Origin of the sequence: Persicobacter sp. CCB-QB2 (assembly GCF_001274635.1) — a bacterium.
Lineage (GTDB): Bacteria > Bacteroidota > Bacteroidia > Cytophagales > Cyclobacteriaceae > Persicobacter > Persicobacter diffluens.
Genome location: NZ_LBGV01000001.1, coordinates 1,489,394 through 1,513,522 on the forward strand (window position 1 = coordinate 1,489,394; position 24,129 = coordinate 1,513,522).

Annotated in this window: 15 protein-coding genes; 6 read left to right on the top strand and 9 right to left on the bottom strand. The window is 42.7% G+C overall.

Going from position 1 to position 24,129, the window contains the following annotated elements:
- Nucleotides 1–59: 59 nt before the first annotated feature.
- The 3 genes from NG22_RS17760 to NG22_RS06800 all read left to right on the top strand — a co-directional run bounded on the left by NG22_RS17760 (nt 60) and on the right by NG22_RS06800 (nt 2,439).
- Nucleotides 60–233 (top strand): hypothetical protein, encoded by a 174-nt coding sequence (locus tag NG22_RS17760; RefSeq protein ID WP_157600826.1) that lies wholly within the window; start codon nt 60–62, stop codon nt 231–233.
- Between the two features lie 317 nt (nt 234–550).
- Nucleotides 551–2,008 carry a hypothetical protein gene (locus tag NG22_RS06795; protein WP_053405038.1) on the top strand — a complete coding sequence of 486 codons (1,458 nt, stop codon included), beginning with the start codon at nt 551–553 and terminating at the stop codon, nt 2,006–2,008.
- 137 nt (nt 2,009–2,145) lie between these two features.
- The gene (locus NG22_RS06800; RefSeq protein ID WP_157600901.1) at nt 2,146–2,439 is read left to right on the top strand and encodes a hypothetical protein; all 294 of its coding nucleotides are present in this window, start codon (nt 2,146–2,148) and stop codon (nt 2,437–2,439) included.
- Between the two features lie 55 nt (nt 2,440–2,494).
- Here NG22_RS06800 and brxL read toward each other — a convergent pair whose 3' ends face one another.
- Together brxL and pglZ are read right to left on the bottom strand one after the other, a co-directional pair.
- Nucleotides 2,495–4,561, bottom strand: coding sequence for a BREX system Lon protease-like protein BrxL (brxL, locus tag NG22_RS06805; protein WP_053405040.1), 2,067 nt, complete (start codon nt 4,559–4,561; stop codon nt 2,495–2,497).
- A gap of 10 nt (nt 4,562–4,571) precedes the next feature.
- Entirely contained in the window at nt 4,572–7,067 is a 2,496-nt protein-coding gene (gene pglZ / locus NG22_RS06810) for a BREX-1 system phosphatase PglZ type A (RefSeq protein WP_053405041.1), read from the bottom strand.
- Nucleotides 7,068–7,207: 140 nt separating this feature from the next.
- On the opposite strand from pglZ, the gene NG22_RS06815 reads away from it, so the two are divergent.
- Entirely contained in the window at nt 7,208–9,037 is a 1,830-nt protein-coding gene (locus NG22_RS06815) for a DUF262 domain-containing protein (protein WP_053405042.1), read from the top strand.
- Between the two features lie 58 nt (nt 9,038–9,095).
- On the opposite strand, the gene pglX is transcribed toward NG22_RS06815, so the two are convergent.
- The 5 genes from pglX to NG22_RS06840 all read right to left on the bottom strand — a co-directional run bounded on the left by pglX (nt 9,096) and on the right by NG22_RS06840 (nt 19,170).
- Complete coding sequence (gene pglX / locus NG22_RS06820) at nt 9,096–12,698, bottom strand: BREX-1 system adenine-specific DNA-methyltransferase PglX (protein ID WP_053405043.1); 3,603 nt, start codon at nt 12,696–12,698, stop codon at nt 9,096–9,098.
- A 97-nt stretch (nt 12,699–12,795) separates the two neighbouring features.
- Entirely contained in the window at nt 12,796–16,335 is a 3,540-nt protein-coding gene (gene brxC, locus NG22_RS06825; protein WP_053405044.1) for a BREX system P-loop protein BrxC, read from the bottom strand.
- Between the two features lie 46 nt (nt 16,336–16,381).
- Nucleotides 16,382–16,960 carry a DUF1788 domain-containing protein gene (locus NG22_RS06830; RefSeq protein WP_053405045.1) on the bottom strand — a complete coding sequence of 193 codons (579 nt, stop codon included), beginning with the start codon at nt 16,958–16,960 and terminating at the stop codon, nt 16,382–16,384.
- A complete protein-coding gene (locus NG22_RS06835; protein WP_053405046.1) occupies nt 16,953–17,564 on the bottom strand; it encodes a DUF1819 family protein in 612 nt (203 codons plus the stop codon). Before NG22_RS06835 ends, NG22_RS06830 begins: the two co-directional genes overlap by 8 nt.
- Before the next feature lie 286 nt (nt 17,565–17,850).
- Nucleotides 17,851–19,170 (bottom strand): ATP-binding protein, encoded by a 1,320-nt coding sequence (locus tag NG22_RS06840; protein ID WP_053405047.1) that lies wholly within the window; start codon nt 19,168–19,170, stop codon nt 17,851–17,853.
- A 95-nt stretch (nt 19,171–19,265) separates the two neighbouring features.
- Between NG22_RS06840 and NG22_RS06845 the strand changes: the two genes are divergently transcribed.
- Together NG22_RS06845 and NG22_RS06850 are read left to right on the top strand one after the other, a co-directional pair.
- Entirely contained in the window at nt 19,266–21,365 is a 2,100-nt protein-coding gene (locus tag NG22_RS06845) for a hypothetical protein (RefSeq protein ID WP_053405048.1), read from the top strand.
- Nucleotides 21,352–22,629 carry a hypothetical protein gene (locus NG22_RS06850; RefSeq protein WP_053405049.1) on the top strand — a complete coding sequence of 426 codons (1,278 nt, stop codon included), beginning with the start codon at nt 21,352–21,354 and terminating at the stop codon, nt 22,627–22,629. The genes NG22_RS06845 and NG22_RS06850 overlap by 14 nt, the downstream gene beginning before the upstream one ends.
- A gap of 48 nt (nt 22,630–22,677) precedes the next feature.
- On the opposite strand, the gene NG22_RS06855 is transcribed toward NG22_RS06850, so the two are convergent.
- Nucleotides 22,678–23,466: a ParB N-terminal domain-containing protein gene (locus NG22_RS06855; RefSeq protein ID WP_053405050.1), complete on the bottom strand. Its 789-nt coding sequence runs from the start codon at nt 23,464–23,466 to the stop codon at nt 22,678–22,680.
- Nucleotides 23,463–24,128, bottom strand: coding sequence for a ParA family protein (locus NG22_RS06860; protein ID WP_082305129.1), 666 nt, complete (start codon nt 24,126–24,128; stop codon nt 23,463–23,465). The genes NG22_RS06855 and NG22_RS06860 overlap by 4 nt, the downstream gene beginning before the upstream one ends.
- Nucleotide 24,129: the final 1 nt, after the last annotated feature.

A 24,129-nucleotide genomic window follows, 5' to 3' on the forward strand; every position in this document is an offset into this window, starting at 1 on the left:
GAACTGACGAATAATTTGCGCAAAAGATAGTTATTCTACATGAACCAACATTTAACCTGATGAATGCAGAAGAACTCAATGGGATGTACACAAGGATTGAAGTGGCTCGTATGCTCAATATTCACCGCAATACCCTGCGCCTGTACATGAAACGCTATGGAGTGGAAGTCGAAAAGAGGCGGTTGTCGATAAAGGATGTGAAGCGGATTTTTGAGGCTTTGGGGATGGGGTGAAATATTATTCAAGCGCCGTTTTTTTGATGTTAATAAAACATCCCTTCTATAATCGGAATAAAAATTGATATTTCTCTTTTCTATTAAAGTCAAAAGCCATAAGTTTGAAATAGTATGATTCCAATAAAATAAATAACTATATAAACTTAACGTTACATTTTTTAAAAATGCATTTACCTACTTTACAAAAAAACTCACGAATAAGAAGTTGGGTTATCTTATCTCTATTTAGTGTTATACTTATATATACTACATCGTGTAAAAAGGACGATACTGTAGAACCAATCGGTACAGATTCCTTTTTGACTGATTCGGATATGGAAAATATGACTAAGTTGGGAAACCAGTTGGATAATCCATTTTCTGTAAAAAATATGAGTTTGGCATGGGAAAACCTAAAAAAGGAAAATTCAAAATTAAGAATGGGAAACAGTGAGGATGTTATTAAGACAACTCATCTGTATTTAAAATTTATTCCGAAAAATGAAGAGCAGCTTTCCATTTTGGCAAGAGACACTTCCTTGGTACTATACACATATCCTCTAGATTATGAAATAGTAAAGGAAGGAAATTTTTACCATGACCCCAGTGTTCCAGTTTCTCAGCCTACTTATCAATATTGCGCTATTGAAAAAGACCAACAAATACCCGAACAAATTGAATATGAGGTATTGGAGGAATTATTTATCCCAGATGAGGCTGAAAATAATGAAAATGTTAGGTTGAACTCAATTTTTAATGAGGAGATTACACAACAATTAATCGATGAAGCTTATCGAATAACTGGAAATGAAGATTTTAGCTCTGAAAATTCTAAAGTTGCTGCAAGTAAATGGCGACCTTCTGGAAGAATTCGAGTTTGGGATGATGTAAGAGGTAATTGGAGTGGTGTTGTAGGGGTGGAAGTTAGGGCTAGACGCTGGTTTACAACTTATAAGGGACAGACAAATTCAACGGGTTCTTTTACTTGTAATGGAACTTTTAGAAGGGATGCTAATTATTCTTTAAAATGGGAGCAATATCATTACAGTATACGCTCTGGTTCTTTCGGCCAAGCAAAACTAGATGGGCCTAAAAGAAGAGGAAGTTGGTTTCGTGATATTGGTAATAATGAATTGCAAAAACTATATGCCTTTATTCACTTAGCATCCTATAATTATTATTACGGGAATCGTTTATGGTTAAAGAGACCGCCTTTAAATGGAATTTTTAAGCCCCAGATGAAGATTGGCGGACACGATGAAGATGGTCGATCAAATCACAATAAAAATAGAAGGTGTTTAGGTTTTAGCGATCGAATTAGAATTTTTCGAAACATAAATGGAAGTCGAAGAAATTCTGAAGAAATTTATAACGTTACGCTTCACGAATTAGCACATGCCTCACATTGGGAGCTTCGAAAAGGGAATTGGAGTAGCACAGAAGGAAAGTTAAAAGAAAGCTGGGCCTTAGGTGCTGCCTGGGCGCTAACAAGGTTGAGATATCCGAATCATGATCAATGGGAAAATGTATCTTTTGAATGGATGAGAAATGAGGGAGAAGGCAATTATACGCCTTTAATAATTGATTTAATTGATAATGTAAATCAGGGAGCGACTAATACCGCAAGGCCGTTTGATCGGGTAACAGGTTATTCCATTCGTGAAATCGAAGCGGTACTGAGTAGATGCAAAAATATAGCCCAATTGCAAAATGAATTAGATGCCCGATATAATAAAAATTCGGATGAATTTTTAGATGAGTTATTTGAACAATATATTAATTTAGAAAGATGAGAAATATTATATTTTTGGGACTTGGCCTTTTATTCATCACAAGTTGTGGTGATTGTGATGATTGCGGACCGAACCGCGTATCGGAGTATTCAATTACTAATAGCACAGGAAATGGAATACGCATAATTTGGTACGGTTTGTCTACTGAAGATGACAATATAGATGCTGAATTTGACCTTTCTGCCGGGGAGAAAAAAATATTGTACGGATCCTCTTTGGAGGGAGCAACTGGTCCTTTAACGCTACCTCCATTTGGAGCATCCCCCTCTTATGATTCCGTAAAGGTAATTTTTTCGGAAGGTTCTGAGCTTTTGTATCTGCCAAATAATTGTGACCAGCATAATAACCCTCTTTGTGAAAGTAGCTATGAGTTGGTAAAGGATGTTGATAATAAGGAAGAAAAGATCCGAATTTGGAATCTGGAGTACTAATTTTTCCGACTTATAAAGAAAAAAGGCCAACAACTTTGTTGGTCTTTTTTTGTAGTTATATCGTAGTAATAGGGATCTTTTTTTCTTTAATATATATTATACTACACTGCCTGCACAACCTTTGCGTCGGTACAAAAATTCCCAGATCAAAGCGATTAGAATTCTGGCTGCTTTGGAAAATATCGAGTCCTCTTCCAAGTACAATGCGCCAGCCATTATTCATGGTCAGGGAGCGGTCGTGCATGGTTTCATTGAATTCGAATTCAAAGCTGATGCCGGTTCTTTTTAGTTGATCCTGAATGTCTTCGAAGTTATTCACCGAGCTGGATAGGTACTCCGCCTTATTATTCGTGATGAGCTTGAATTTAATTTCCTGATCGGGTGTTTTGACCTCAAAGAGCAAGGAGATGAATTCCATCAGGTTTTTGATCTGATGTGGGGTCCGGATATATGGATCCTGTAGAATAATTTCTGAAGCTCCTATGAGATATTCCTTGAATAAACCCTGATAGGATATGCCTCTCTGGTTTTCAAAAATCTGTTTTTCTCCTTCAAAGAGTGGCTTACTTTCAGCGTCCTCAACCGAAGGCGCTGAAGGAAGGTCTTTGGTTTTTGGTGCAGGGACATCAGCAGGTGTTTTCTTTTCAACCGTTGATGTATGCGTATTTTGATACTCAATTTCTTCAAGCGTGATAACCTTTTGCTTACTTTCGGAAGAATTGATGGTATAACTAAAGTCTACCTCCTCAAAGGTTTCATCCATTTTCCGCAACTGCTCCTTCACTCTCCGGCGGTTTTCAATGGCGAAGTCCAGTAATTCTTTACCTTCTTCTTCAGTGAATTCCCCGTTTGGAAAGATGATTTTCACAAGGCCGGAGAATGTCTTGGCTATAGCCGTTTTGTCGCGGGTGGTGATGCTGTTAGACAGCTGGAAATATTGCTCATAGCTATGGCTGAAGTCCTCTTTTCGAAGCCCTTTTAATACCTCCGCCAGATAATCGACAATGAATCCAAAATCACTGGTGAACATTTCATTCCGCAATTTATCTACTTCCCAACCCGGTAAGTAGCCATGCATACGATCCAAAAAGGCGGTATCATAATAGTCCTTTGGTAAGGCTTCAAACAGGTTGGAATGCTTGAGCATATAGGGAACGGAACGGTCCGTATTGCCAACAAATACCATGGAGGCTGCAGCACTGTACACATTGGTGCCTCTGGAGAAGGACTTATTGGCCATATAGTTTTTCATAATATCGACTAGCCCACGATCCACTTTTTTGGTTTTGCCGGCAAATTCATCATAGGCCACCACATCCCAATAACCTACTAAACCAATTTCTCCGTTGCTGTTATTAACAAACAGCTTGGCTTTGGATACTTCCCCTCCCGAAATCAAAATTCCATGGGGAGACATTTCAGAAAAAATATGGGATTTTCCGGTGCCCTTTGGGCCAAGTTCAATCAGGTTGTAATTGTTTTCTACATAGGGGATCAGACGGCACAGCTGAATTAGTTTGGAGCGGAAGGAAAACTCCTTTGGATTCAGGCCAATACTTTGCATCAGGGCATCAATCCATTCAATTCTGGAGAAGTGCTCCCTGGCTTTTTTGTACTCTTCAATATCTGCCTCCGGAATCTGAATGGGCTTCAGATTTTCTACTATCCAGGGGTTGGTCCCTTTTTCATCGGTAGCCAAATAGCCCATGGTCAGGATACACCACACGCCACCGGAAAGCAACTTTTGATTCGCTTTGATGATCTCATCGCCAATGGGTACCCCATTTAGCCCCAGGTTAGCAAAAAAGGCCTCGTATTGATCTTTTTTGTCATTCAGTTTAACGGAGATTTTATCGATGATCCGGTGAGAACCCTGCTCGCGGATAGTAGATTTAATGATTTGAGCCTCATCGCGATGAACGAAATGCCTGGATATTATATTTTTTACGGTTTCGACCCCACCTTCAATAGTGGCTTCATCATTGGTCGCACAGTATTGTCCTAGAAGATACTCCAACACATAAGTAGGCACAATGGCATTGCCCTTCACTTTTTTGGTCAGGTCTTTACGAACTACTTTTCCTTCAAAAAATTTATTCAGCTTTTCGTTGATTATGCTCATCAGTAAAAAATTAAAAATCGGTAGGTATTGAAATATTCATGGTGTAAAAGAACTCTTTGTATTTAGTCCATTTTGAAGTGCCCTCAACAGGAGTTTCAAGCCTTAAGGCCACCTGCTGGTTTTTGTATCTGGCGCTGGCCTCATAGTTCAGCTTAAAATGGTGTGTTTGTTCTCTCTGGCGTTCCATGGCCGCTTCTGAGTCAAAATTATAGGTAAATACATCACTTAACAGTACCCCATCCTGACTATAAATTCCGGCACGGATTTTTTGGGCCAAGCAGTTTTGACTAACCGGCTCTGACTGCATAAAGGAAACCGCCAGTGCTCCGGTGGTAATTCTTTCCACAGACCGAATGATATCAATTTCTACTGCTTTGACCGTATTGCTTCTCTTTTTGCTGATTTTTATCAAAGGGATGACCATTTCCTGCAAGCTGGCTCCCCCGTGAATGAATCTGGCCCCTGCGCCACTAATGCGATATCGGTTAACGGATTTTGGGAGCAAAAATTCCGCCTCTCCTTTTAAGCCTAATTGTTCACTGTTCCATTTTTGAGCGGAGTCTTCCTGTGGTAATCCTTGCCCTATGATAAAACGGCGGTTCTTTTTCCAGATTACTTTGTCCTCTGCTGCCGTAGCGCAATAATCACTTTCCTGTACTTCAGAAGCCTGATACAGGAAGCCATGATCCGCCGTGATAAAGATATTATTCCCATTCAGGTTGGTGATTTTTTTCACCAGTTGCAGCAGGGTATTCATGGTTTCTGCTGTAGCTGCGGGCACCTGTTGCTCGGTGGTTTTGTCATCACCGGTTTTGTCTATTTGGTTATGGTAAACGTAAATCAGGTCATATTGCTTTACATATTCCCGCCCCTGGTCACGGTTCAGATTCAGAAAATTATCAGCCGTAATGGCACCGGCTCTTTCGCCTGCAGCAGAGTTTTGCTGAAGAATTTTAGTTCTTCCTTCTAGCCCCATGGCCGTGATTTCGCCCACCTGAACCGCATCGCTTCCGGCTTTGATGCTCAGGCTGTTTTTATGCGGCAACAGGGCGGCCATTCCCAGCTGCGTGTAGGAGGGCAAAGCACTGAAAAGGGGCGTAATACCGGCTTCGAATCGGTTTTCCTGTAAAATTTTTTGCTGAAGTTCCTTTCCGCATTCAAAGCGAAGGGCATCGGAAACAATCACAAACAAGCGCTTGCCCTGCTCCGGAAATGGCGCTACATAATTAGTGTAAAAGCCTTGCTGGTTGGTGTCGTTCAGCGGCAGGCGCTCCATGCGGTCCAGCACCTTCTGCCATTGGTTATTCAGTGGCAGGAGCCAGTCATTGGCATAGCGTTTATTTATCACTTCAAACAGGGCTGCCAGTGGATCTTTTTCTTCAATTTTCAACCATGCCTGCAGGAAATGACGATAGGCCATATCCACCTGATACAGTGCATTGGAATAAAGAGAAATTCCCTGACTGAAGTCCTGCAGTTCTTCTTTTGATAATGCTTTCTGCAGGGAAATTATCCGGCTGGCCTGCAGGATACACTGATAATAATCTGCATACAGCGGATACCAGCATTTATTTTCTCTTTGCTTGATCATGCTTAGCACCTGATCATGAGGGAGCGCTTGCTGGTGGACGTTTTCGGCCAGTTGCAGGACGATGTGCTGCTCGGCTTTTCGGAATAGATTGTCTTTTAGTAGCGTCTGAAGGCTGCTCTCCTCAGCCTTAGTAGCTACCTGAAGGTCTTCTGCTACCCGCTTACTCATTTCATAAAAACCGGCTTGCATGGATTGGCTGTCCTGCCATTGCCATAGCAACAGGCCGGAATCACCACTAAGCTTTTTTTCCTGGGTAAACAGCGGGGAATTCTCCTGGAATACTTCCACCATGAAATCATAGATGCCAGGCGTTTCTGACTGGTAGCCATATCTTTTTTCCACCAACTTCCAGAGCACCTTTTCCAGCTTAAAACGCTTGAGTTCGTCCGGAATTTTATTTTCCTCTTCCAGAAAGGATTTGGTTAGTTGCCACAAAAAGTGATCAAGGCTGGCCTGTTTACTTTTGAAAACCTGCTGGAGCATTTTTAAATGCAGGGAGTTCATTGATTCGTCTTCGGAAATTACAGCCTGTAGTTTTTGCAGGCGCTCTTTGGCTTTGAAAAATTCCAGATGTTCCTGAATCAGGCCAGCAAAGTCCGAAGGCAGATTTAAATCCTGCAAAAGCACTGCTTTTTGGTCGGTTTGGAAAACGAAGTGGGCCAATTCAAGGTCCAGCAGCCAGTGTTGGTCATTGGCGGGTCTTCCTTCGGGAAAATACAGCAGGAACTTCTCCTTTTCTGCCGACTTTGAGATTTGATAACGAAGGGCAAATTCATTGTTTTGAATCCGGACTTTTTCAATGCCGGGCGTATTCAGTTGCTCAAATTCCTGCTCAAATTCCTGTTTTTCATCATACCAGAATATCAGCTTATGCTGTTCAAAATGTTTTGCCAGTGCGTTCGCTACCTTCGTCATATTTTTATTTTATTGGACGGTCAAGTTAAAAAATATTGGCGGGAATTTCATGATTTTCCATCGGTGGGAGTAAGCATTGCCGCATTTTTATTTTTACATTTAGATTTTTATCTACAATATTTTTAAACACGAGAAAGCACATGAGTTTTTCAATAGATGCCGGAATTTTTACGCTCAAAAACAATTCAAAAAAAGATAAGACCATACTGAATCGCGGGATTAAGTACACTATCCCCATTTATCAGCGGCCTTATTCCTGGAAGGAAGAACAAATTGGGAAATTTATCTCGGATCTGTTTCTGTCTTTTTGGGGCTATGATAAGGAGAAGGCGCCGGAGCCTTTATTCATCGGGACCATGCAATTGTCCGGTGTGGAAGACCATACCAGAGAAATTATTGACGGTCAGCAGCGGTTAACAACGCTTTTTATTCTGCTGAAAGTACTGGGGCTCAAATACCCGGAGAATGAGGAACTCCAGGCATTGGGATTGGACTGGATAAAAACGGAGGTGAGCTTAGGCGCTCAGCAGGACTATCTGACCGCATTGATTGAGCTCAGTACCCTGGAGCAGTCGGACGACCACCAGCTGAATCCTTATATAGAAAATGCCCACCTAATCAGCCAGTTAGTAGAACAGCATATCGCTCAGGAAACGCCTGAAGATCCGGTATTTGATTTCCCGAAATTCCTTGATCATCTGTCGGCTAATATTCTCTTTGCGGTGATTGAAACCAATGCCGGACTATCGAAAACCCTTCAGATATTTGATGCCATTAATACTACCGGCCTTGATCTGAATACCGGTGATTTGTTTAAGATCCGAATGTATGAATATCTGAAAATGGAAGGTGCGGAATCCTCTGCTTTTGAGGATATCAGTGCATTATACGGAAAAATTGATACCGGCAACGAAGCACTGAATTTGGGCTGGGAAGTAGTGCCGGTCACCTCCATTTTAACCTTGTATCAGCATTATCTTATTGCCCGATATGAGTTGCCTGTAGTATTGTATTCGTATGCAGTAGAGACTTTTTACCAACGGTTGTTTGATACCATTTTTAATGTCCGCAGGTGGGAGCACTTTCAGAATAATGTGGAGAACGGAAAGGTGAAGCTTTGCCTGAAAGAGTTGGAGCGGATGATAGACATTCGTTTTGACTGGGAAACAAGATGGCGGAATAATAACTATGGCAGCCCCTTTACGCTCTGTGTGCTCCATATTTTAAGCCGGTCAAGATACAGCCGCTTCAGGGATTATATTCATTTGGTACTGTTTCGGATTGCTGAAAATGAGCTGCCCGGGGAGGCCGATTATGAACGAATGTATGCCTTTACCGAAAAGCTCAACCGCCTCTATTTGCTCTACAGTGTGGTTTATCAAAAGGCGGTCAACCGGATAAGTACAGGATTCAACAGTGAACTACTGCATGCGCTGGTACATGAAGGCTATGAAGAGGCCATGGCTGTGATCGATAAAAGATGGGAAGAAAGCCAGTGGGAAAAGGAACAGTTCAGAAAAATATTGGAGGGCACTATTGTTTATAATCCAAAGGTGAAATACCTGCTTTGCTGGCTATCGGCTTCACTGGAAGAGGTGGGACAAAAGGACAAGGACGCCTATGAGGCAGTACGGGAAATGTTTTTTGAGCCTGTTGATATCGAGCATATTCAGTCTTTTCATGATGAGAACGAGCAGCTACGGGAAAGCATATGGAATGAATATGGTGAAGATATTCACTCGATCGGGAATTTGGTGATTCTTGAACGGCATTTGAACCGCAGCATCAATAACCGGGAAGCGGAAAAAATGAAGAAGTATCAGGAAAGTAAATTCAGCATTGTGAAGGATAAACTGGTGAGTCAATATGGCCAAAAGTGGGAGCTGGACCAATGCCTGCAACGTAAAGCCACAGAAACGGAGAAAATTTGCGACTATCTCTTCCAGTCCGTGGAAGCTTCGGTTGAATAAAAAAAACAGCGCAGCAGTATCATTTTCCTGCTGCGCTGTATTTTTTTTAGCTAAAAGCTTAGGCTACCGGCACTTCCAGCCAGTCGAAGCCTTTGACTTTCTTGAGGGTTTTGGCGTCATTCAGGCCGGCTACGGCTTTGATGGCCTGCCCAAAGCGGTTGTAGTTCACCAATACTCCATCATCCAGATTAATAGGAAGGCGCTTGAGGGCCAGTGGCTGGATGGTGTCCCGCTCGTATTGCTCCAGCTCCAGCAGGATCTTACGGGCTTTTTCTTTGGCTTTGGTGGCCCGGTTTTGCTCGGCGGCGGTACCATTGATCTCGATATGCTCCTGGTGCTGCATATGCTGGCGGAGCTTCTCCTGATACTCCCGCAGGTAGCCATTGAGCAGGTGGTTGAGGGTATCCGGATTATAACGGTGCATATAAATGAGCGCATTGAAACTGCCACTCGGACTGCTGAACTGCCAGTAGATCGGGCGTTTTTTATAGCGCTTGATGTGATCCTTGTAGAAATCTGCCATGAAGTATTTACGCAGGGATTTGCCCAAGGCTTCTTCCACAAAGCGCAGGTTCTCCGCATAATGTTCTTCTCCGAAGCTAGCCTTTAAGAAGGCGTAGAAGCGGCCCACAATATCATCGGCAAACCACTCATCATCCAGCACCGGAATGATATTGTCCTCATCCGGCAGGAAGCGTACTTCGGCCTCACTTTTCCCCAGTTTTTGAAGGTAATCTTCCAGCGTTTCGCCCTGATTGGCTAAAATTAAGCCTTCCTGCTCCAAAGCATAACGCCCGAACATACAACCCACCGCATAGCTGATGAACTGCATCACAATTTCCTGCTGATCAAACGGCAGGACTAAAGTGGCATAAGGATCTTCCTGACGCAACTGCCAGCTTTCCCTCCCCAATTCCCAGCCACTCTGGAATTTTTCGGAAATCTTCGCCAAAGCTTTTTGATCCACCTCATCCCGTAAAATGGTGATGTCTTTCAGCTCCACATCCGGAGTGAGTTCTTCCTGCAAGCCGTAGATCTCGATGAATTCTTTATTCAATGCCTCCTCATTGCGGTGTAATTGGATGAATTGGGATTGCCAGTGGGCACAGAACGCTTGAAAAGCATCTGAAATTGTATGTTTTTCTTGTTTTACAAGTTCATTTTTTAAAAATCCGAAGGATGTTTCACGAGAGTTCCATTCTTTTTTTGCACTATCAATTAATTCGATAACAGATGAGTTAATCAAATTGGATTGTAAATCAATGTAAGGAATTCGACCTACTGGGCCTTCATGATAATCAAGTGTTGGAGCTAAAAACCGTAAAAAGTGATTGACTAAATGACTATTAAGAAATCCTAATAAAATATTGTCAGATTTCAAATTTTTAGGGAAACAAACAGATCCCTTAGATTCGAAAAGCCAATCTTTGTCGAATACTCTAAATGAAGCTTTACTCGATGAAATTGTAGACCATGTGAAACCTGATCGAGAGAAGTAGTAGGATTGGTTTCTTAAAACCGACCTTAGTTTACCCTTTTCATTGAAATAGTTCTTTAATTCATACCCATCATTAGACCAATTGATCAAAATATCTGCATTGCCAAACCATTTTCGATAAGCACCTCCTTTGGTACATGTAAACCACCTCTTATTATAATCGTCCAGACTAACTTCCCAGTTTTGTCTTAAAAAATAGTCGTTATTTCCTGTAGCAAGACCTTGTCTCGGGTCTGCATGATTTGAAACCATCCGATTTTCATCAAAAATTTGGATGTCTGTTCTGGTAGCCCAATACCCAATCGGGCTACCAGGGATTTTTTGGAAGTTGTTTTGGTTGGCGGTGTAGAAGAATCCGCAGTCAGGGTTTTGGATGGCTTCGAGGGTTTTATCACTTTTGAGTTTACTGTTTCCAAAATCCACCAATCGCAGATAGCTCCCTTTTTCATCACTTTGGGTGTTCCAAAAAGTAAAAGCAGCATTTTGCACTACTTCACCACCAATTTCAGGGAAAGTTCTTGGCCCTAAATGCAGTAGGGTATCAAAGAATGTGTTTTTTACCAACTTATTTCGCAGCGCTTCATAACTACTTAGGAACATCCAGGAGTGCTGGTTAATCATTCCTAAATAACCTTTGGGTTCCAGCATCGTCAAACCAGCTTCCATAAAGCAAGCCATTAAGTCTGCTTTGCTGTCCGGATAATTTTTCTTCACAAAATCCGACAGAGGCTTATTCATATTCCCCCCGCCCATATATGGAGGGTTGTCCACGATACAGTGGTATTTCATGGCTAGGAGCTTCAGGCTGCCCAAAGCTTTTTGTAAGGTCAGTAGGTAAGGACTGAAGATGGAACCTGTCTGGAGTTGTGTTTGTAATCGCTCCGCTAAAGTAGCTCTTTCCATTTCCTCACTCTCCACTTTGATCAGGGAGCCTAAATTGGTGGCCTGCTGTAAATGTTCTAAATCCGTGAGTAAGGCTTTGGTGGGTGTAAAAGCCAGTGCGTGAAAAACTTCCTGTAAACGTTCTGCGCTTAAGGTTAAATCTTCGTATTGCAGAATCTGCGGGCGCAGGGCTTTGCGGAATACGCGTCGGTGGTAGGCGCGGGCCTGCATCATCAAAGCAAAGCCGGCCAACTGTGCGGCACGTTCATCAATTTCAAAACCGAAGAGGTTATGCTCCAGAATCAGCTGAGGAATTTCACTGCTGGAAAAACCTTCTTCCTCATAGATTTTGGTCAGCAGCTCAAAGCCATACAGCAGGATGTGCCCACTCCCGCATGCCTGATCCAGAAAACGGATCTCTTCTGCGCTGTTGATTTTCAGATAATCCTCTGTATGCAGGGAAGGCGAATCAATGAAATAGGGCATTACTTCCCTCAAAGCAGATTGCGGGCGGTTTTGCAACCATAGTTTCCCAAGCGTATTCTGCACCATATATTCCACAATCCAGCGGGGAGTAAAGAGTTGGGTGGCTGCGGGAATTTCATCGGTTTCCACCTTGCCTTTTTTGGCAAACACCTCATCCTTCTTCTCCGAAATATAGAACTGATACAACCAGCCAATGATTTCCACCTGTTGGCAGTCTTCCTCCGGCATGCCTTCCCGCACATCGTTCAGGATGGATTGCTCCGAGAGCAGATCATCCGGCAGCAGGAGGTCGGTATAGTCATTGATGGCCTCAAAAAGAAAAGGAAACAGCTGGTGGAGCTGGTTACAGGCGGCAATGAGTAGCAGCTTATAGGCGTCATTTTGGGCATTGCCGGTAGCGGCAGGAATCTGCCCGCTGAGCAGGCCGTCTACCTGTGCGCCAATCTTGGGCCAATAGTCCGCATCGGTGAGCATGCCCTGCTTGGCCTGATCGAGCAGCTCCGGCTGGCTGAAGTCTTCTTTAGGGCTGATCACCGCCATACCATCCGGCTGGTATTGCTGCACATCCATATAGCGCAGGGCCACCAGTCGGTTGAACCAGCTGTAGGCCACTTTTTCAATCACGGCGGCCTCGCTGCTCTGTTCAATTTCTTTCTTCAGCTTCTCTACGGCAGTCTGCTGCTCGCGCAGAGCCGCAGAGTCCTGTGTCAAAACGTAGTTCAGCTTGTTGCCCACCTGTTGGATGAGCTTCTGGCGCGCCTGCTGCGCGAATATTTTCAGTTTGTTGGTATTCATGTGCTTTTAAAAATCGGCCCCAAGCCGTATCAGAGAAAAAAAGGGGCGCTATTGCTATTGCCCCTTTTTGGTGAATGTTTTTTTAATGGATTGCTGCCTACACCATAATGATCCTGTCCTGCTCCAGCTCTTTGAGATAAGCCTTGCGCAGGCTATCCAGATAAGCCTCTACATCGCGGGGATTCTCCAGCTTCTTCAGGGTACTGTTCACGCGGATATTGTCCTTTTTGATGTATTTCTTAGGCGCCGGTTTGGGTGGGCTCACCACTGGTTTTGCCACTGCCGTTCCGCCAGTGTCCGGAACAGCCGGTTGAGGATCTGCCACCGGTGCCGGGGTCAGCATTTCCGCCATGCGGTTCCACTGTTTTTCTTCCAGTTGTTCCAGCTCCTGTTTGCTGTTCTTCAGGTTTGCGATAAAACGCTCAATGGCCAGGCGTTGCATTTTGGTGGTAAAAGGCGCGATAATTTCCTGCTGTTGTGCCGGGCTTAAGCGGGTAAAGTCTTCTTCTGCCTGTAATTCTTTCATCACCAGGTCCACCGCCATAATGGCTTCTTCCCGATGGTTTTGCAATACGTCTTGTAAAGTTTTGAGCGCAATATCATATTGGCCCTTGGCCTGTTGCATCACACTGCCCTTATAGGGGCTGGCATGTTCCAGTACTGCATTTAGGGGCTTCAGATATTCCTCTTCCAGATAGCTCAGGTTCTGCGCATCGGTATGTAATAGCGTGTATATTTTATCAAAAATACTCTTTTGCTCTCCGTTCCAGAACTTCAATACCGGTTCCCAAAGGTCTTCTTTAAAGTCCAGCAGGGCATCTTCAAATTGGGCCTGCTCATTCAGGAAGAAGCGGTATTCCTTATGCTCCCATCTTTGGAATTGCTGCACCGGTGCCTCCATGGCATGGAGGAAAGGGTATTTCTTTTGCTCCTGCGCCAATTCCTTCATTTTGCTGAGCATTTCCCCTAATTTTTTCTGGAAATCCCTGGCCACTTCCTTACCATCATTGGCATTAACGGGCTCATCAAAAGCTTCCTGATAAATGGTTTTCAGGTTTTTGATGGCCTTCGGATCAATAGCTTCCTGTGGCTCCAGTAAAACATTGCCATGCAGGCGGCTGTTCAGCAGGGCTTCTGCCAATTTTTGGCTTTCTAACAGATTGCTGTCCTGCCTTACTTCCAGCTTGGATTTCTTCACCAGGCGCATGGTGATCAGCCAAATGGCATTGGCCGGCCAGCCATAAGGAGCCCGTTCAAAGCACTCTTTTAAATCTGACAGGCTGGTGCGGTTGGCATTTTGCTTGCGGCGGTTAATCAGATTGAAAACTTCCTGTTCTTCCTCCCGCAGGGATTGATGGAAAAGATCCCCATCGCTACTTTTCAGTTCCTGTCGGATCAGGTCCTCGGTATAAATCTGTGTGCCTATCATCTTCAGGTTGGGATAGACATAGGTGATCAGTTCCTGGGCCGCTCTTTGCAAGAAGCTGCGGGCTTCATTACCACCGCTGGTATTCAGGCTGCCTCCATTCATAAAAATGGTGGATGCTGTCAGCAAGCCGGAGGCCTGCGTACTGAGGCGTTTACGTCTTTCGCCGTTCAGCTGGCCTTTTTCCTGCAAAATGCGGGTTCTTTCCGGACGATTATTGGCCGAATTGTTTTGCCTTATGTATTTGTCCGTTGCCAGATAAAGCTTCAGGTCTTTATAAAAAGTTTTGTCTGCCGGTAATACCAATCGCAGCATGCGTTGGCTCATGGTCTCCGAGGCCAGAAGATCAATATTTTCATAATTGAAATGATCCGGACTGATCAGCTCAATCTTTAATTCCCGGTCTTTCCCAAACAGTTGCCCATTAATCTTAGGGGTAAACTCAAATTCCTGCTTGTTCTCCGCATATTGAATTTTTTTCAGCCGCAGGACTTCATCAAAGAAGATGTCGCGCATCATATTCGGCACGGCCTGTTCCTCAATATCGGTGTTTTTGATGTCGTTCTCAATTTCCTTTTCGTCGTCGGTCAGGAACTCGTACACCTCTCCACTTCTTTGCACAAAACTTTGGCTTTCCAGCAGGTTCAGGGCATGCTCGATCTGCTCCTGATGTGCCTGAAAATCGGCTTTGATATCATTCAGCAACAGCACCGCTACATTTTCCAGTGTGGCTTTAAAATTGCGGAAATATTTCACCAAAAAGAGCGCCTTTAGCACGCGAATGGCCAGGGGATCTTCAATATTGCCCTCTGCGAGTAAAACAGGTCGCTGAATTTCACTTCTGAGCTCATTGCGAATGCCTTCATACATAAGGTCAAAACTCACCAGCTGACTCAGGCGCTCATGGGGTGTTTGCAAAATGATCTGCTGGAATACGCCCAGCATAGAACGCTCTCCTACAGAAGCGTGTTTCCCCTGAAAAGCATTGTGAGTGGAAAGACTGATCCGGCATTGCTGGAACAAATCAAACTGGTAAGAGGCAAAAGGGTATTTGGAGATAAAGTCTTCCTCTCCCTGATAAGACTTTAACTGAATGGAATCCCGGAAAGCCAGTAAGGTGCGCATATTGGCATTTTCAGCATGCCAGAATCCGGTCAGCTGCGATTGCCCCAAATCGTTTTTGGAAAGCAAACGCTTTTCAATTACTTCATCAATATTGGCAGAAGTCAGCGGTACTTTTACCGAGAAGCGGGCCTGAATGCGGGAGAAGTCATTCTGCTGCTGCTTGTTCATATCACCTACCACTTTCTCCATATCCTCCTGAGAGGTCACGAAAATCCAAGAGCGCCCTTTGGTGCGGGTGGCCAGTGTTTCGGCAATGGTCTGCAGGTTCAGCATCAGTTTGGTGTTGTCGCCAATATACTGACCTACCTCATCCACAAAGAAATTCAGCCGGAAATTTCCGCCCTGCCTTTGGATGTATTCATCCACTCTTTCGCAGAAGTTTTCTATCGATTGCTTCTCGTTATCTTCCAGCTTATCGAGGATATTCAGATAGCGTTCCGCATCGCCACCTTTACAAATGGCCACTGCCTCCGCAATGGCGTCCTCAACATCCGGATCGTGGTAGTCTCTTCGGGCCATCTCCCAGCTTTTCCCCAGTTGACTTTGGAAATGCGTTTTAAAGGCTGCATAATGCCCTTCTTTGTCCAGCCAGGACTCAAATTCTGCTACATGTTGCTGATAACCATAGTAGCCTAAATGGTCGAAAAAGACTTTGTAAAAGACGGAAAGAATGGCGTTCGGATTGGCCTTTGAGGTAATCTGTGATTGCTGATCAATGTTGAACAGAATGGACTCTGAGGAAATATTGATGGCCGCCTGAATGTCTCCCTTTAGCAGGGCGTCATTTTCAATCTTTTCGGCAAATACCTCTCCGCAACGGGTCCCATTAAATTCCTTGTTTTCCAGTACATAGGAAAGGATTTTCAGTAAGTGGGACTTACCCGAGCCAAAGAAACCCGAAATCCAAACCCCGTTGGTGCCACTGGCTTGCTTATAAGCCTGAAACAGGTCCCCGATTTTTTTGGCAATTTCCCTGGTGATGACATATTCAGAAACTTCATCTGCAATATGGGTACGGTCGTCAGCCTTGATGACCGTCTCAATATTTCTGCCAACATCCTTTGCAAAAAATGTCTTTAATTCCATTAGTCTAAAAATTTCTTATCAACAATCAATCTTTTACTTCTGCCTGTTACAGCTGATAGCGATCCAGGTTAAATGCCCGGTAATAGTTATCATCTTTTAGCAGGCCAAACAGTTCCAGTGAGGTTCCACTGTAATTCCCCGGAAAGAACATTACCGTGGGCGCATTTTTGGCAATGTTCTGTAAATTATTCAGCACCGTATGGGACCGGATAAAGGGGAATACCGCACCGATACCGGTAATAAAGTAAATCTTCGCATTTGATTCCTTTATTTTTTTATCAATAGCCGGCATCAACACTTCCTGAATATTGAGGGAAGATTGCAGTGCCCTTAAAAATTTGTCCTTGTTTCGGCGCGTCTCTGCTTTTATCATTTTCTCCATGCCCATTCCTCCTTCGATGATCTCGCAGGAAAGTGCATATAAATTGATCTCCAGCACCTCAATATTGTTGGACGCCAGTTTATTGATCAGTCCCTTGATGGCCTTTTCCACCTCAACCTGCATTTTGGGGTCATAAGGAGCGATAAAAAATGGAATTTCCCCGCCCAGAGCATTCATTTTAAGGAACTGCTCAGAGGATGCTACCCTGAATAAATGCTGAAACTGCTCCGATGTATTATACATTTTGCTTTCTTTCTAAAATTTCCTGATCTCCCCAAAAAAATAATCCAAGGTGTTCCGGATTGTCCTGAAGAAGTAAATTTATTATTTCTTCCGGCAAAATTTGAAATAAAAGGGTTTTTTCTCTTGTACTTTTTATTATTCCGGCTTCCTCTAAAATCCTGAAAATGGTTGCCCTTGCGGATTTTAAGGTCACCGGAGATAGCCGTTCCATTTCGGGATATAATTCCGTTTTTTGCGTTAGGAATTTTTGATAATCACTTTCCCTGATATCCATATCATGGAATAGGACCTTCTCCCGTAATACCTCCATTACAAAGTCGGCCATAAAGGGGTAGCATCTGCAAACAGCCAGATAAGCCAATTGGCGTTGCCCGCTGAGATCAAGATGGATATATGATTTTCTCTGTGCTTCGCTCAGGGTTAATGCTCTTCTTTTTAGCTCGTTGAATAATTTTTTACCGGTGCTTTCTTTTCCTGCTCCCAATCTGTAAATCAGTTCGGAGCGGTCTCCTTCATCCTCCAAATACTCCATTACCATGGTAAATTCAGGCAACCGTAAAGATGCCGTAGTAATACCAAAGGAGTATTTATTCGCCTTGTTCATACCTTGTTTTTAATCAATTGTTCCAGGCGTGAAATTACAATACTATTTTCGGAAGAAAAAGCGCCGAAATTGTCTATTGCAGGAGTATGGGGGAATTGAAAGGGACAGGAGATCGTCTTTTGGTACGAACGTCCATTGCCTGATAGCTTGTGATTTTTTAACCGTTTGACCACCCATAGCGCTAAGGGAAAATTTTTCCCATAGCTCTCGAAAGCCCATTAAGTATGTATTCGTGCAGATTCTAAAAGTGGAAAAAGTAAGCACTCTTTTGCTCTTGTGGGCTGCCTCATTTCACCATTTTCCCACTCTTCTTAAATTCCCTTACAATAGCATAGCGGAGGTCATGTTCTTTCACCATATGGTCCTGATTACTCAGGGATTTCAAAACACAATACCGAATGATATTCGTAATCGCACCTCCGGCCAGTTCATAATTGCGGGCAATATCCCGGATGTCAATTTCTTCATGAAGTCTGAATTCTTCCGGAAAGGCCTTCTCCCAAAGCATATAGCGCATGTCTTCATCCGGCATCGGGAAGTGAATGGTGGCCTGGAATCGTCGGTTGAAAGCCGTGTCGATATTGCTTTTCAGGTTGGAAGCCAGAATCACCAGTCCTGGAAAATCTTCTATGCGCTGCAAAAGGTAAGATACTTCCTGATTGGCGTATTTATCGTTAGAGCTGTTGGTCTGGGTGCGTTTACCAAAGATAGAATCCGCCTCATCAAAAAATAGGATCCAGTTTTTGTTTTCAGCGATGTCAAAGAGTTGCTTCAGGTTTTTCTCCGTTTCACCCACCCATTTTGAAACCACCATGCTTAGATCCACTCGATAAACCGGCAGGTTAAAAGTCTTGCCGATCAGGGAAGCCGTCAGGGTTTTTCCGGTACCGGAAGGGCCATAAAAAAGCACTCTATAGCCCGGCTTCACCTTTTTCAATAATTCAGGATGCGCATTTAGTTTTTTCCCGTGCTCCATCCACATATTCAACTCCTCCAGGTTTTCCAGCGTATCATGCGGCAGCACCAGGTCTTCCCAATTCATTTTGGTTTGGATTCTTGATGCCGGAAAGTTGGTGGAATATTCCGGCTCGAATTCCTCTCCCTGTAGCAGGGCCATTAGCTCCGCGGTGGGATATATTTGCCGGCTGGTGGGAGACTCCATGGGATTGAGCGGAGCGAGCTGGAGAAGGTTGTGGCGGAATAAAGGGTTGGTGGGTTTGAAGAGTGGCAGAAGATCCAAACGTTCTTTTAGGGAAGCACCGATCAGCAAAAAAAGGATACTATCGATGGTGGGGTAAAATATGGCACTTTCTGCTTTATTAATTCCTCCAAGCATACTGGAATAGGCGCCATTTTTTTGCTTCAGCCTGATGAGCGTATCAAAAGTATTTGGGATTAAAAAGGGAGCCGCAGCACTAATCAGGACAAAATACTCAATGGGGTTTACTTCAAATGGCAGGGTGTTTTTAAATTGCGATTTGTTAAAAATATCAAGGATTACCTCTTTAGGCATCCCTAACAGGAGGGTATTGGAGCTTTCCTCCTCATTTGAACCAAACCACTCATTGAGGTGGTTAATCAATACTTTTATTTCTTCCGCAATCATTTATCGTATGTAGAAAATTCTAAATTTATCTCAATTCGCTTTTAGGTCACATATTTAAGTATAAAAATGATATATTTAAACCAAATTATTGAAAAATGAGGACCAGAAGCCAGGAGCGACAAGTTGGGCCTGATAATAATCGTTATCAGAGCCAAAGAAATAATCAGCAGGAACAAGCTGCCAATTATGTGCCCATTGATTCAGAATTGTTAAACTCAGAATCAAATGGCCAGATTGGCGCATGGTATAATGAGTTGACCGCTGAAACGGAGGCTATTTCTTCCGAAGAATCAGACACCGTATCAGAATCTTCTACGGACACCTATTATATTTTTGATAAAAATGCCATTATTAGGTCTGAGGAAAATAATTTTGCTTCAACAGGGACTAAAATTCCACAATGGTCTGCGGTGAAGGTGATCGAAACTTCAGAGAATGGAAAATATATCAAAGTTGAAAGCGTTAGTGATAGCGCTCAGGTATGGTGGACATCAAAGTCTAATGCAGTGAAATCAGACACTTCGTCAGATTCAGCTAGTTATAAAGTTTTATACAATGATGTTGATCTATTGTCCGCTCCGGGTGAAAAAGAGGGTACTGAGAAGTTAGAAGATAATTGTGATTATCAGATTTTGCAGTCCTTTACTTCGACAGAGGGGGATTATGCTCAGATTAAATATGTTGATGGTGAAGAGTCATTGGGTTGGATAAAGGATGCTTCTGCAAATTTGGCTACAGGCGCAGCGATAACCCGCAGGGACACGATGGAAGATCTGAAAAAGTATCTGGAAGATCAGCTGGAAACCGCTAAATCCAAAACGGGAGAGGATAAAATCTCTTTTGTACAGGGGATGCTGTATCAGATAGAACAATTCAGTGAGAATATAGCGAAGGATCCGCCAATATATCCGGTGATCGCTAATTTAGATAGAAATCCTTCTTTTTCTGAAGCAGATGATATTGCCAAGGGTACTTCTGTACCGCATGAACTTACCGGAATAGTAAGAGGGTTTATTGAAATCACTGAATTTAAGCCGGCCGAGGAAGTGAGTACGGTTTCGGAGGAAAGTAATGTAGTAGTTGAAGCAGGCCAAAACGAAACCACTCCCCCTTCAAGGGAAAATGATCCGCAACAGTTGGAAGCCTGGTTGGAAGGTGGACTTAATGCGCCCGCTCAGGAGCAGACGGCTGCTACGGAGAGTGCTGCTGAAGAACCGCAGCGCATTGTGGGAGGCTCTCAGCATAGTAATATTGATTGGAATTCCCGACTGGGTGTTCCACAATACAGAACGCAAAGTGATAACCTATCAATCCCGGAAGCTACCTGTAATGTGACCACTATGGCCATGACTTTGGAGAAATTAGGTAATAGCCGCTCCGATGTGATAACGGCCATAGAGGCTAAAATGGTGGAAGGGGTTGAGAATCCAAATTTGGATAACTTGTGGGAAACGAAGGCAGAGGCGTATTTTAAAGCGATAACGACCGCTGCGGTGAATACGAAATATAGAAAACTTAGAGGCGGGGAAGAAGGGCTAGTCGGGAAAGAAAATGATTTGGCCAAGATTTTTAAAGATCATGGTCAGATGGAAGACTTGATTGATTTTTATCTTTATTTGCGAGACAACTCTGTTTCTAATAGAATATTATTATTAGCAAGTAATAATTATAATGATTCGGTTCCGGAAGAAATTAATGATTTGAATTTTGAGAATGAAGGGGCTTTTGATACGAAAAAAATTGACCTTGAGACATCGCCTTTTACTGCTAAAGAAAAAATGGCTATTAAGAAAACATTAAATTCTGGAGGTTCAGTTGTTTTAAGTATTAGGCATAAGGGTTTAAATACTGATGGCCATATTGTTTCGGTCCAGTCAATAACATCAGAAGGTTTGATTGTGGATGATCCATATGGTAGTCATTGTGAGGATTATATTTATGGTAACTCTGGTGATTTATTTAAGGATAAGGGTGGCAAGAAAAGGAGAAGTCAATATAATTATAGAAATGTTCCCAAAAGTTCATCGGATTCCGACCTTACAAAACGGGATTTTACTGCCACTGCTGCTCAAAACTTAGAGGAAAATGAGTCGAGGGGAAAGAATCAATTAATGAAATGGGAAATGTTTAATAAGAGCAAAAAACACCAAGGAGTATTTTTTGCTAAATACATTATATTATATGAAAAGAACTAGCTTACTTTTTGCCATTTTATGTTTAAATATTAATTTATTTGCCCAGGAACATGAAATTAGTCTAAGGGAAGTGACTCTTAGTTTGCCAGATACAGCATATACTCAAATATCACGTGAAACTATTTTAGAGTTTTGGAAACTATTAGATAATAATGAATTAGAGGGTGATTTCAGGAAAGATCAAGAGCCAAGCTATTTTAGTCCAGTGAATCCTTATTATAATTGTTCAGGAAGTTTTGGGCCAGCTGGTAGGCGATCTATTAATTGCCCTTTTGGATATTTCCCTAAAAATGATCTATTGGTTTTTTCTGAACTGATTCAAATAAAAATATTTCGGTTGTACAATCAGACAATTGTTGGGGTTAGTTCAAATATTTCTACATTTACGGGAATAGAACAACAATTGTCGTTGTTTTATGATTATAGAAATAATGAATTTTTAGACATAACTAACGATATTTTTACTGAATTTAACTTCAAAAATAATTATCCCTCTTGGTTTAGTGACTATTACGGTAAAAGTGATAAGTCTGGTATTTTGACCTTTTCTCCAATTAAGAATACACTATATTTTTCAAAACAGGATATAGAGTGGGAATATGTAGGCGGATCTTTTGAAGACAGTGATGCCGCTCTTTTTTTACTACTTGATTCGACGCATGTATATAACGAAGAATATTTCTGGCGGGAGTATGAACTCACGGAAGATGGTTTTAAACCATTAGGAGTATTAAATCACCGCCAATTAGCGCCATCCTTTGACTGGCAGAAGCAAATTGCAAAAAGGGAAAATCTGACTGTTAAAGATTATTTTTCTTTATTAACACAAGAGCAGATTTACAAGGACTTTCCTGTTTTGGAAAGCGAAACGGATCGTGATAAATTGATTAAAACATTGGATGCAAAAAATGGCTACCTTGAATTTGGGGAGCAAGGCCAGTGTGTTCTGTTTAAAGATAGAAAAAGAAAACAGGATATAATCGCCATAGAGCAAATTAACACTGGTGATTTTGAATTCCCTTTTCTAAATGGCTTTTTCTCTTTCAATAAGGAGCGGCAAGCATGGCAACTAGAACCAGTTTTTCCATATATGGAAGTTAATAATGCGCTTAGTCAAAAAATCGATGGTAATTATGTTGAATATCGCTTAAAACTCCCTCAGCACGGCACCACCATAATCGCCTATATTGAGGACAATCCGGATGTCTTTGTTGAGGTTAAGTGGGATGGGGAGAAATTTCGGCTTGAGGGAGAGGGGAATTAAATTCAGGCCTATGCTACTCCTTAACAAGTAGCATAGGTTTGTTGAATCTTAAGCAAACAGGAAGTTAATTTTATCCTTTTGCTCGGAATTCAGGATGCCTTCCTTCTTGGCCTGCTCCAATGTCTGGATCGCCTTTTCCACTTTCTTCAAAAAGGCATGCTTACTTTTTTCTTTTTGGTTTTCCTCCGGAACTCCAAAAGCCCATTTTCGGATTTTAGCATCTGAAATTTTCTTTTTCCCACTGAGTACCGCTTCTTTTATTCCGGGTTCTTTTAATTCCATTTGATCCAATCCTGCTTGATACAATCCATCATTTCGGATCGTTTTTTCAGTGACACCTTGCTCCTTTGCTATTTGCTCTGAGGTACGCTGAGCTAAGGGAAAATTTTTCCCATAGCTGACTGAGGTATAATCTCCCCCTTTTTCTTTCTTCATCCGATTATACAACAATCCCCGATAATACTTTAGCTGTTTGGCATTCAAATTCCGGCGGCTGAACTGGTTCAAAATCATCCAGTCTTTGGCTTCTTCCAGAGATTGGAAGTCTTTTTCTATCCAGGGATAATCCTTGATGCCCAGCTTTTGAATGGCCTCATATCGGTTGTGGCCGTCAATAATGACATGGTCTTCCTCCCGCTTCCAGAGGATGAGCGGGTCCCGAATACCGTCAGTTTTGATGCTTTCAAAAAGGTTAAACTTTTCTTCCGGAGTGAGTGGTTGGATGAATTGCTTCAGCTCCATTAGCTCGGTGATGATAAAAGGTTTCTTGGGTAATTGGTCGATGTGCTGGATTTTATCAAAATCCATATCACGCATCATATTGAGGATTTTACTCATAGCGCAGGTATGTTTTCAGGTTCTAAAATAATTTTATTAAGATGTTCATATAGGATGTTGAATTCGTCGTCTATTTCCGCGCCTGCAATTATTTTGTCAGCTTGGGTGAGTTGATAGCGCTTCAGCTGACGTAGGCCCTGTCCATAAACCGGAATTTGGTGCTTTTTGAAAAATTCTATAGCAGCGCCAAAGTCTTTGCTTCGGTCTCTTTTATTGAGAATCACCCCAATTTCAGTTTCCAAACCATAGGAGGCCCGGCTTTCCTTTACCGCTTTCAGTTGCTGGATGAATTGTATGGTGGTGTAAAGTTCCAGGGATGCGGTGGAAGTGGGGACAATTATATGATCCGCCATAGTCAGGATAATTGATACGTCTCCACCTTCCAATCGGCCGGGCACATCAATGATGGTGATATCATATTGAGCGGAAAGTGTTATCACTTTTTCCTTTAATGCATTCCTATGGCCGGTGGTGTCGAGGAAAATGATATCAAAATGCTTCCTTTTTGTATTCATCTTCATTACTTCAAATGAACGCTGAGGGTCGGCATCAATGACGGCCACTTTGAGCCCTTTCCGATAGTAGAGTGCTGCGGCGTACATACAGGCGATGGTCGATTTCCCAACGCCGCCTTTTTGATTCGCTAATGCAATGATTTTCATA